The following is a 9,642-nucleotide window of genomic DNA, read 5'->3' as shown; positions in this document are numbered from 1 at the left end:
GCCCGCCGAAATGCGTACAATCGCGGCTTCATTTCCCGGAGGTGCCGCGATGGCCATGAAGAAAACCGATCTCGAAAAGAACAAGGCGCTCAAGCTGACGCACGCGCTGAAGCAATCCAGCTCCGCGCGTTTCGGCAAGGGTGCCGACGACGCAGCCAAGCTCGACCGCCGCGCGCAGCGCAAGCTCGACCAGGAACAGGGCCTCGTGCCGTTCGCGTGCAAGCTGAACGCCGATCTCGTCGAACAGCTGAAGGCACGTGCGGCCACGCACCCGGAAGGGATGACGGGCCTGCTGTCCGAGCTGCTCGTGAACGGGCTCGCGCAACGCGACGCGTGACCGCCACGTATCTCGAAATTTCCGTTGACATTGCCGCGCGGCGACGACACACTCGTTCGCATGCCTACGCTCAAGCCCGCCGCCATCGCGCATAAAACACCAGTGAACGCCCATACGTGGCGATCACCGGGGGCGCTTGTGCGTTAGCATCGAGATTCAGTTGCGCATGTCACAAGGCCTCGCCGGAAACGGATGAGGCCTTTTTGTTTTGGTGCGCGTCATCCCGCCCGGCTCAACGGATGGAGATGACGATGGACCAAGCAAGCCGGCTGGTTGTCTGCCCCGATCGGTGCCGCCGCGATGCGATTGCATTGCCGCGGGTCGTGATGCAATTCACGGTCGCGCCGCGCAAGACGCTGACATGGCGCGCGCAAAACGATGCCGAGATCCGCGTGCACGACGCGACGCTGTGGGTCACGCGGCTGGGCAGCGTCGACGATTACTGGATACGCACCGGCGACGTGCTGCGCGTGCGGCGCGGTGATCGCATCTGGATGAGCACCGACGACGACCGTCCGGCCGAAGCATCGATCACGACCGCGTACGCGATGACACGCGGCGCGTGGCTGGCGCGTGCGCTCGTGCGAATACGCAGCGTGCTGCGCGAGCGATGTCGAAGTCGATCTTGACGAAAGCGCTGCTGCGCACTGCATACGGGTACGCAGCGGCGTCACGAAATTCCGCGCGCGCACGTCGAGGTATCACGCTCGCCTATCCCGAAAATTATCGTTGACAACGCAGTTCCACGAAGACAAACTCGTTCGCATGCCTACGTACACGCTCGTCGCCGTCGCGATTCATCGATCGATGAACCTTCGAAAGAATGGTTCACGGGAGGCGCTTGTGCGTTAGCAATCGAGCAGTACCGCATGTCACACAAGGCCTCACCGGAAACGGATGAGGCCTTTTTGTTCTGGTGCGCGTCATCCGTCCGGCTCACTGAATGGAGAAGACGATGGACCAGGCAAGCCCGTTGTTTGACCGTCCCGATCGGTGCCGCGCCGGCACGATCGCGTTACCGACTGTCGTGATCCGCTTCGCGATCGCGCCGCACGCGACGCTGACATGGCGCGCGCCGCAGGACGCGGAACTCCGCGTGTATGGCGCGGCGCTGTGGGTCACGCGCCCGCCGAACGTCGACGATTGCCGGGTGCAGCCCGGCGACGTGTTGCGCATCGCACGCGGCGAGCGCATCTGGCTCGGCACCGATGCCGATCGGTCGGTCGAAGCGACGATCACGACCGCGTACGTACGGCGTGGCGAACGCTTCAAGCGCACGCTCGCACTCGTGCAACGTTTGCTCTTCGGGGCAGGGAGAAGGAGCGGATGAGCGACGCGCCGTCAGGCGCGCGAGACGTGGAACGGTCGCGACCGGAAACGGACGCACCTGCGGCGTAACGCGCCGCAGGTGCGCATCGAATGACGCGGCACGCCGGTGCGTGCCGCGCGCGATCGCGCGCCGTGCGCAGCGACGGGATGCAATAGGGGCATCAGGTGCTGGCGGCGAGACGCGGGCCCGTGCTTCGGGGAGTGGAATCAAGGTCGGGGCGTTGCGCTGCCTGCGAGGTCACCCACGGATCGATGCCCTGCTTCTGCACCTCCTCGAGGAATGACACACGTGTGCGCCAGTAATCCGCTTGTAATTTCGCGTCGATGACGCGCTGTTCGGCAGAGAACAGTTCCATGCGCGCCGTCACGAGCATCGACGCAGCGGTTTTTTCCGGCGTGGGGGCGTGTCGCATCGCCCAACGGCTGATCCAGTTCAACATGCTGACCTCCGTGATTTACGGACGAACCCGCATCGGGCAATCGCAATCGGCCGTGCCTGCCCGAACGCGCAACGGCCTTGACCGCACTTCACCGCCCGGCCTGCACGGACTGCGACTCCCCCGCGTCGGCAATTACCGGCCGGCGTGTGCATGCGCGGTGTATCTATCCTAGAAAGACTTGCCGGTTTATGCGATGGGGTCTTGCAATCTTTTACACAGAAACCACAGTCGCCCCCGCATCGCAAAATGACAGTTGCGGGCGGGACGGCTTCGGCGCACGATAGCCCGATATCTGCAACCGCCTGGACTGACGAATGGCCGCTGCACGCCGCTGCCGGGCATCCGCACCGGCCGCGCAGGTGCGTTTGCGCGCACGCGCCGCCCACCCCGCATTCGTGCAGCATGCGGGCGCTCCGTTTCAGTTGGATGTCATCCCGCAACCGCCACGCGCGATCCGCCGTGCGTGCCGTGTTGCATGCCGTTGCGCACGCATCGTCCGGCCTCGTTCGCGTGTCCCGCTCCCGTTTCCGCCATTTCTTCCGGTTCGCTCCGCCCGAACCGGTAAAATGCGCGCCTTCGCCGCGCGGCCGGGCTGCCAGACCGTTCGCGCGCAGGCAGCCCATCGATCGTGCGATCGTGCCCTCCAACTATATCGTCCGAGCTATCCGCGCTATTACAATCCGCCGATAGCCGGGCAATAGTGGCTGGGTACAGTAAGCCGGCCGCGCGCTGCCTTTACAACAATTCGGCACAACAAGCAACACGACAACCCGACCGGAGAAACGCCTTCATGGAATCCATCAAGCGGTATTTCGGCTTCGCTGAAGCCGGCACCGACTTCCGCACCGAAATACTCGCGGGCGTCACCACGTTCCTGACGATGGCCTACATCATCTTCGTCAACCCCGCGATCCTCGGCGATGCCGGCATGCCGAAGGAATCCGTGTTCGTCGCGACTTGCCTCGTCGCGGCACTGGCATCGCTCATCATGGGGCTGTACGCGAACTACCCGATCGCGTGCGCACCCGGCATGGGCCTGAACGCGTATTTCGCGTACACGGTCGTCAAGGGAATGGGCTTCCCGTGGCAAGCCGCGCTCGGCGCGGTGTTCATTTCCGGCTGCCTGTTCCTGCTCGTCACGCTGTTCCGCGTGCGCGAGGCGATCGTCAACGGCATTCCGAAATCGTTGCGGATCTCGATCACCGCGGGTATCGGCCTGTTCCTCGGCATCATCTCGCTGAAGACGTCGGGCGTGATCGTCGGCAACCCGGCCACGCTCGTCACGCTGGGCAACCTGCACAAGCACGACACGATCCTCGCGATCATCGGCTTCTTCACGATCGTCACGCTCGACCACCTGCGCGTGCGCGGCGCGATCCTGATCGGCATCATCGGCGTCACGGTCCTGTCGTTCTTCTTCGGCGACAACCAGTTCCACGGCGTGTTCTCCGCGCCGCCGTCGATCGACGCGACGCTGTTCAAGCTCGACATCGGCGCCGCGCTGTCGACCGGCATCATCAACGTGATCCTCGTGTTCTTCCTCGTCGAGCTGTTCGACGCGACGGGCACGCTGATGGGCGTCGCGAACCGCGCGGGCCTGCTCGTCGAAGGCAAGATGAACCGCCTGAACAAGGCGCTGCTCGCCGACAGCACGGCGATCGTCGCGGGCTCGGTGCTCGGCACGTCGTCGACCACCGCGTATATCGAAAGCGCATCGGGCGTGCAGGCCGGTGGCCGCACGGGCGTGACGGCGATCACCGTCGCGGTGCTGTTCCTCGCCTGCCTGTTCATCGCGCCGCTCGCCGGCGTCGTGCCGGCATACGCCACGGCACCGGCACTGTTGTACGTGTCGTGCCTGATGCTGCGCGAGATGGTCGATGTACCGTGGGACGACGCAACGGAAGCCGTGCCGGCCGCGCTGACCGCGCTGCTGATGCCGTTCACGTACTCGATCGCGAACGGTGTTGCGTTCGGCTTCATCGCTTATGGCGGCCTCAAGCTGCTGACGGGGCAGGCCCGCACGGTCAAGCCGATCGTGTGGGTCATCGCGGCCGTGTTCCTGTTCCGCTTCTTCTATCTCGGCAGCGAATGACGATGGCGCTTCGGCGCGATGCACGATGAAAAAACGCCACCTCCGGGTGGCGTTTTTGCTGTGCGTGCCGTGCCGCCTTGTCCGTGCGGACTACGGTGTCGCGACGCCCTTGAGCTCCTCGTCGTACAGCCGCTGCGCCAGCGTCGGATCGAGCGTCTTGACGCGGCGATACAACTGCACCGCGTCATCGACCCGCCCGGTGCGGCGATAAGCGACCGCCAGGTTGGCAATGACTTGCGCGTCGCCGGGATACGTGCGGTTCAATTCCTCGAAGATCCCGACCGCCGCGTCGGGCCGCTTGCCGCGAATCGCCGCGATGCCCATCGCCTCCCGCGCCAACCGGTTCGATGGATCAAGCTTCAATGCATGCGCAGCCGCGGCCGACGCTTCGTCGGGCTGCCCGACCTGGTTCAGCTCGCCCGCGAGCACCACCCACCCGGCCGCCAGCGATTCGTCCAGCGCAACCGCGCGCCGGAACGACGCGACGGCCTGCGCATGCTGGCCCAGTTGCGCCAGCGTCACGCCGTGCATCCGCCATGCCCTCGCGTCGCCGTCGTTCAGCTTGATGGATCGGTCGAGCGCGCTCAATGCATCGACGTAGTTCGACTGCGTCATGTACAGCGCGCCGAGCCGCAACCAGTATTCGGCATTGTCCGGCGCCGCTTCAACCGCACTGTGCATCGCACTGGACGCGTTGCCGGACTGGCCTTGCAGCGCATATGCCTGGGTTAGCGCGCCCTGGATGAGCGCGGTTGCGGCGGGATCGCCGCCCTTCTGCGCGCTCAGCGCGTGCTGGTAACTGGCGATCGCGTCCGCCAGGTGGCCGAGATCGTATTGCGCACGGCCGAGCGCGTACCAAAGCCGCGCATCGTCGGGAAAGGCCTTCAACCCGTCGTGCAGCACGCCGATGGTGGCCTGCGCATCCGGCTGCGTCGAAGCCAGCAGACTCCACGCATCGGCCTGGCGCGAACCGGACAGCGCATGTACGCCCCGTTCGAACAACGGTCGCGCATCGGCCTTGTCGCCGCGCCGCAAATACGCGATGCCGAGATTCATCGGCAGCATCGCGTCCGACGGATCGGCACGCATGCCGGCATGAAATGCGTCGAGTGCGCGATCCATCTGCCCCAGCTCGGCATAGGTGTTGCCGAGCGAAGTCCATCCAAATGCGTATGACGGATCGCTTTCGACCGAACGTAGATAGGCGGCCAGGCTGAGCGCGCCGCGATCGGGTAGCCGGCTCGTACGATAGGCATTGCCGAGGTTGTTCCACGCCCAGGCGCTGTGCGGTCGCGCTGCCGTCCATGCAAGGTCATGGCGAATCAGCCCGTCGACATCGTTCGCGACCGCGTACGCGCGCGCCTGGCTCATCCAGGCGGTCGCTTCGAGCGGCAGGTCGACGGCCGGCATCCGCGCCGCCACGGTCGCAATCCACTCGACCGGCAGCACCATGTAGAGCGACGCGGCGTTGTCCGCGCGGGCGCCCACCATGCCGATCAGATTACCCTGCTCGTCGTAGACGCCGGCCCCTGGTTCGGGCGGCGGCGCCGGATTCGGCGACGCGAGCACACCGGAATGGATGCCGCCGTCCGCCGCCCAGGCATGGCAGCACACGCGCAGCGCAACGGGATCATGACGGCCGAATCGCGCGCCCGCCAGATAGGCGGTCGTGGCCGATTCCGGACTTCGCGCCGTCAACGGCACGGCGGCGACGTCGAGATCCGTCGCTTCGACGATGCAGATGTCCCGATCCTGGTTGCCCGCGACGAGACGCGCGGGACGACGGCGGCCATCGGCCGATGCGATGTCGAATGCCGGCCGGCCTGCGAGCCGATGACACGGCGTCGCAACGCGGCCTGGTGCCACGACGATGCCGCCGGTCGTGACGTCGCCCGCGACAATGTTGACCTCACCTGGCGCGCTCTGGCCGATCGCGTCGTCATCCGATCGAACCGCCGCATCGGCCATCGACATGCCGGCTGCGAGCAACCATGCGCCTGCCAGCAGACGGCGCGCCTTCCCCCATCCCGAACGAGTATCCACGTGCGGTGCCCTCTTTTTATTGTGTTGGTATTCGAATGATTTTCTCTGCGATCCTGACGAATCGAGACGCCGGTTCGTGTCGGCACACTAGCAGCCGCGCCGGTGCAGCAGCAATCCGGTGCGGCCCGCATACGAAAATGCCGCCCGGCCCGCCGAACGGCATTGCGTGAAAGGCAACGTCTTCGCGTGCGCAGCGTTCAGCGCCGCGCGCTGCAAGACGAGCGTCGTGTCATCCGCGCCAGTTGGCCTCGTAGAAGCGTACGTAGCCGCTGCGCAGCGTCACGCATTGTGCGCGCGTCTCCGACAGCAGGCGCCGTGCGGCCGCCTCGATACGATCGCGGTGCTGGTCGAATGCGCCGACCATGTCCTCGAAGCGCGGCGACGCCGCGCCGAAGTGATCTTCCAGCGCCTCGGCGGTGATCTGACATTGAACGCGCTCGCCATTGACCAACGCCGTGAACGCAAGCATCAGGTCGCGCCCCGAATACTCGGGCTTCTCGTTCGTGAAATGAATCTGCATGGGAGCCGCCTCGACCGGTAGAAAACGAATGACCGCGTCCGTCGTCCGCTACCGGCCGGACGAAATGTACGCGGGCTCGCCGACGGAGGCACGGCCCGCGGGGATAGGCGCGGACAATGCATGCCGGTTGATTTCCACTTTAGACGGTTTCGCGCAGGAGACAAATTTTCCGGCGTGCGTCGTTCCGACGCGCATTTCATCTGATCAGCGCGGCATCCGGCACCGTTTCGGAAACCGGCGTCAGTGCGGATCGGTCGGCCAGACGTTGAGCGTGATTGCAGCCGTCGTGGCGCCCACCGCAATCGCGGCCGCCCCGTATCGCACCGCATCGGTCAGATCGAACAGCAGCCCGTGAATCGCCACGGCAATGCCGCCCAGCATGATGAAGGTGGCGATGGCCGCCAGCACGACTCTCAGTTCCGTCCGAACCATGATGCGTCTCCCGAACGGATGCATGTCGCGTCGCATGCATGTTGCAATGCGGAACACGGCGCGTGCGTGCTCCATTTCCATCATTGCAGGCGGCCGTTTAAAAGCAAGTGGATTTTGTTCGCGGTCGCACATCGTACGCGGCGCTTGTATGATGATGCGTACCCGGATGGCCGGCGTTCGCACATCGATGGTGCGCCGCACGCGGAGGTGGGGATCGGTAGAGAATTTCCGCGAGTGTGCGTGCGCCGGATCGGCCGATTTCGAAGAGCATCAGGGCTGGGTGAGCGTTGAAGTGCCAACTGGGGTCGACCGCGAAGGATGGGGGCCGAGTAAGCACTAAAGCGCTAACCGGGACCGACCGCGAAGCATGGGGCTTGAGTAAGCGCTGAAGCGCTAACCGGGCCGACCGCGAAGCATGGGGCTTGAGTAAGCGCTAAAGCGCTAACCGGAGCCAACCGCGAAGCATGGAGCCCGAGTAAGCGCTAAAGCGCCAACTCAGGCCGACCGCGAAGCATGGAGCCCGAGTAAGCGCCAAAGCGCCAACTCGGGCCGACCGCGAAGCATGGGGCCCGAGTAAGCGCCAAAGCGCCAACTCGGGCCGACCGCGAAGCATGGGGCCCGAGTAAGCGCTAAAGCGCTAACTCGGGCCGACAGGAGACAAGTCATGCCGCAACCCTTCGTGCTGCCCGCCACCGCGGGTCGCACCGACCTGCTCGCGCAGGCGCATGCGCGTTCGACCGCGGTCGGCCTGCGCGCGCACGAACGCCCCGATTTCTCGCCGCTGTCGCGCATCGCGCTGCGTGAACTGCTCGACACGAATCACGCACTGTTCTCGCACGCCCGCCCGGTGATGGAGAACCTCCACGCGCAAATCGCCGACACGCAAAGCCTCGTGCTGCTGACCGACGCCGACGGCGTGATCCTGCACAGCATCGGCGACCCGGACTTCATCGAGAAAGCCAACCGCGTCGCGCTGTGTACGGGCGTCTCGTGGGCGGAAGGCGCGCGCGGCACCAACGCGATCGGCACCGCACTCGCATCGGGCCAGGCCGTCGCCGTGCACGGCGACGAACATTTCCTGCACGCCAACCATATCCTCACCTGCTCGTGCGCGCCGATCTTCGATCCGTTCGGCCGCACGCTCGGCACGCTCGACGTCAGCGGCGATCCGCGCGGCTCGAGCCCGCATACACTCGCGCTCGTGCGGATGTCCGCACAACTGATCGAGAACCACCTGTTCGCGAACCAGTGCGCGGAAGCTCTGCGGCTGCGCTTTCATGCGCACGAGGAATGCGTCGATTCGCTGTTCGCCGGGCTCGTCGCATTCGGCCCCGACGGCGGGCTGATCGCCGCGAACCGCAGCGCACAATTCCAGCTCGGCGCGACGTTCGACGCACTGCAGCATCAGGCCAGCGACGCACTGTTCGGCATGCGCTTCGGCCAGCTCGCGCAGCAGGCGGCACGCGCCCCCGGCGCGATGTTCCGCCTCACGCTGTCGACCGGCGTACGCGTGCTGGCGCGCTGCGAATTCGCGGAAGCGCACAAGACCACCGTCGCCGTCACGCCGCCCGTGCCCGCCGCACGCGCGCGCACGCCGGATCCCGACGCGATCACGTTCGCGACGCTCGACACGGGCGACGCGCGCATGGCCGCCGTGCTCGAACGCGTCGCGAAGATCCGCGGGCGCGACCTGCCGCTGCTGATCCTCGGCCAGACCGGCACCGGCAAGGAATGGCTCGCCCGTGCACTGCACCAGGCATCGCCGCGCGCGGACGGCCCGTTCGTCGCGGTCAACTGCGCGGCACTGCCCGATTCGCTGATCGAGGCCGAGCTGTTCGGCTACGAGGACGGCGCGTTCACGGGCGCGCGCAAGCGCGGCAGCCCCGGCAAGATCGTGCAGGCCGACGGCGGCACGCTGTTTCTCGACGAAATCGGCGACATGCCGCTCGCGCAGCAGGTCAGGCTGATGCGCGTGCTGCAGGAACGCGCGGTGATGCCGCTCGGCGGCGCGCGTGCCGTGCCGGTCGACGTGCGCGTGGTCTGCGCGACCCATCGCGACCTGCGCGCGATGATCGCGGAAGGCACGTTCCGCGAAGACCTGTTCTACCGGATCAACGGGCTCGCGGTCACGCTGCCGGCGCTTGCCGCACGCACCGACCTGCCCGCGCTCGTCGAGCGGATTCTCGCGCGGCTCGCGCGCAGCGAACCGATGCCGTGCCGCATCGCCACCGACGTGCTCGACGCGTTCACGCGCCACCGCTGGCCCGGCAACCTGCGCCAGATGACCAACGTGCTGCGCACGGCCGGCATGCTGGCCGAAGACGAAGCGGAAATCACGCTCGCCCATTTGCCCGACGATTTCTGGCTCGACTGCGAGGACGCACCGGCGGCACCCGCGGCACCGGATGCGCCGGCCACCGCAACGCCGGCCGCATCGGCCGGCGCGCGC

The 9,642-nt window shown here is 66.2% G+C and carries 9 protein-coding genes; 5 read left to right on the top strand and 4 right to left on the bottom strand.

Annotation, left to right across the window (positions count from 1 at the left end; all coding sequences use genetic code 11):
- Positions 1-49: 49 nt before the first annotated feature.
- The 3 genes from JYJ84_RS20015 to JYJ84_RS20005 all read left to right on the top strand — a co-directional run bounded on the left by JYJ84_RS20015 (position 50) and on the right by JYJ84_RS20005 (position 1,667).
- Entirely contained in the window at positions 50-337 is a 288-nt protein-coding gene (locus JYJ84_RS20015) for a hypothetical protein (RefSeq protein ID WP_011354315.1), read from the top strand.
- A gap of 251 nt (positions 338-588) precedes the next feature.
- Positions 589-966: a DUF2917 domain-containing protein gene (locus JYJ84_RS20010; RefSeq protein ID WP_175220031.1), complete on the top strand. Its 378-nt coding sequence runs from the start codon at positions 589-591 to the stop codon at positions 964-966.
- 326 nt (positions 967-1,292) lie between these two features.
- A complete protein-coding gene (locus JYJ84_RS20005; RefSeq protein ID WP_175220030.1) occupies positions 1,293-1,667 on the top strand; it encodes a DUF2917 domain-containing protein in 375 nt (124 codons plus the stop codon).
- Between the two features lie 160 nt (positions 1,668-1,827).
- Here JYJ84_RS20005 and JYJ84_RS20000 read toward each other — a convergent pair whose 3' ends face one another.
- Positions 1,828-2,106, bottom strand: coding sequence for a hypothetical protein (locus JYJ84_RS20000; protein WP_121857867.1), 279 nt, complete (start codon positions 2,104-2,106; stop codon positions 1,828-1,830).
- 790 nt (positions 2,107-2,896) lie between these two features.
- On the opposite strand from JYJ84_RS20000, the gene JYJ84_RS19995 reads away from it, so the two are divergent.
- Positions 2,897-4,198 carry an NCS2 family permease gene (locus tag JYJ84_RS19995; protein WP_174955947.1) on the top strand — a complete coding sequence of 434 codons (1,302 nt, stop codon included), beginning with the start codon at positions 2,897-2,899 and terminating at the stop codon, positions 4,196-4,198.
- Between the two features lie 90 nt (positions 4,199-4,288).
- On the opposite strand, the gene JYJ84_RS19990 is transcribed toward JYJ84_RS19995, so the two are convergent.
- The 3 genes from JYJ84_RS19990 to JYJ84_RS38365 all read right to left on the bottom strand — a co-directional run bounded on the left by JYJ84_RS19990 (position 4,289) and on the right by JYJ84_RS38365 (position 7,193).
- A complete protein-coding gene (locus JYJ84_RS19990) occupies positions 4,289-6,241 on the bottom strand; it encodes a tetratricopeptide repeat protein (protein WP_175220028.1) in 1,953 nt (650 codons plus the stop codon).
- A 229-nt stretch (positions 6,242-6,470) separates the two neighbouring features.
- Positions 6,471-6,761 carry a DUF1488 domain-containing protein gene (locus JYJ84_RS19985; RefSeq protein ID WP_039366385.1) on the bottom strand — a complete coding sequence of 97 codons (291 nt, stop codon included), beginning with the start codon at positions 6,759-6,761 and terminating at the stop codon, positions 6,471-6,473.
- A gap of 240 nt (positions 6,762-7,001) precedes the next feature.
- Positions 7,002-7,193: a DUF2964 family protein gene (locus JYJ84_RS38365; RefSeq protein WP_122949590.1), complete on the bottom strand. Its 192-nt coding sequence runs from the start codon at positions 7,191-7,193 to the stop codon at positions 7,002-7,004.
- A 664-nt stretch (positions 7,194-7,857) separates the two neighbouring features.
- Between JYJ84_RS38365 and JYJ84_RS19975 the strand changes: the two genes are divergently transcribed.
- Positions 7,858-9,642, top strand: a 1,785-nt coding sequence (locus JYJ84_RS19975) for a sigma-54-dependent Fis family transcriptional regulator (protein ID WP_205189398.1), incomplete at its 3' end; no start/stop codon positions are given.

This window comes from Burkholderia sp. LMG 13014 (assembly GCF_905232215.1).
GTDB lineage: Bacteria > Pseudomonadota > Gammaproteobacteria > Burkholderiales > Burkholderiaceae > Burkholderia.
Note: the sequence above shows the minus strand (reverse complement) of the source record. Positions and strands in the feature narration are given on the sequence as shown.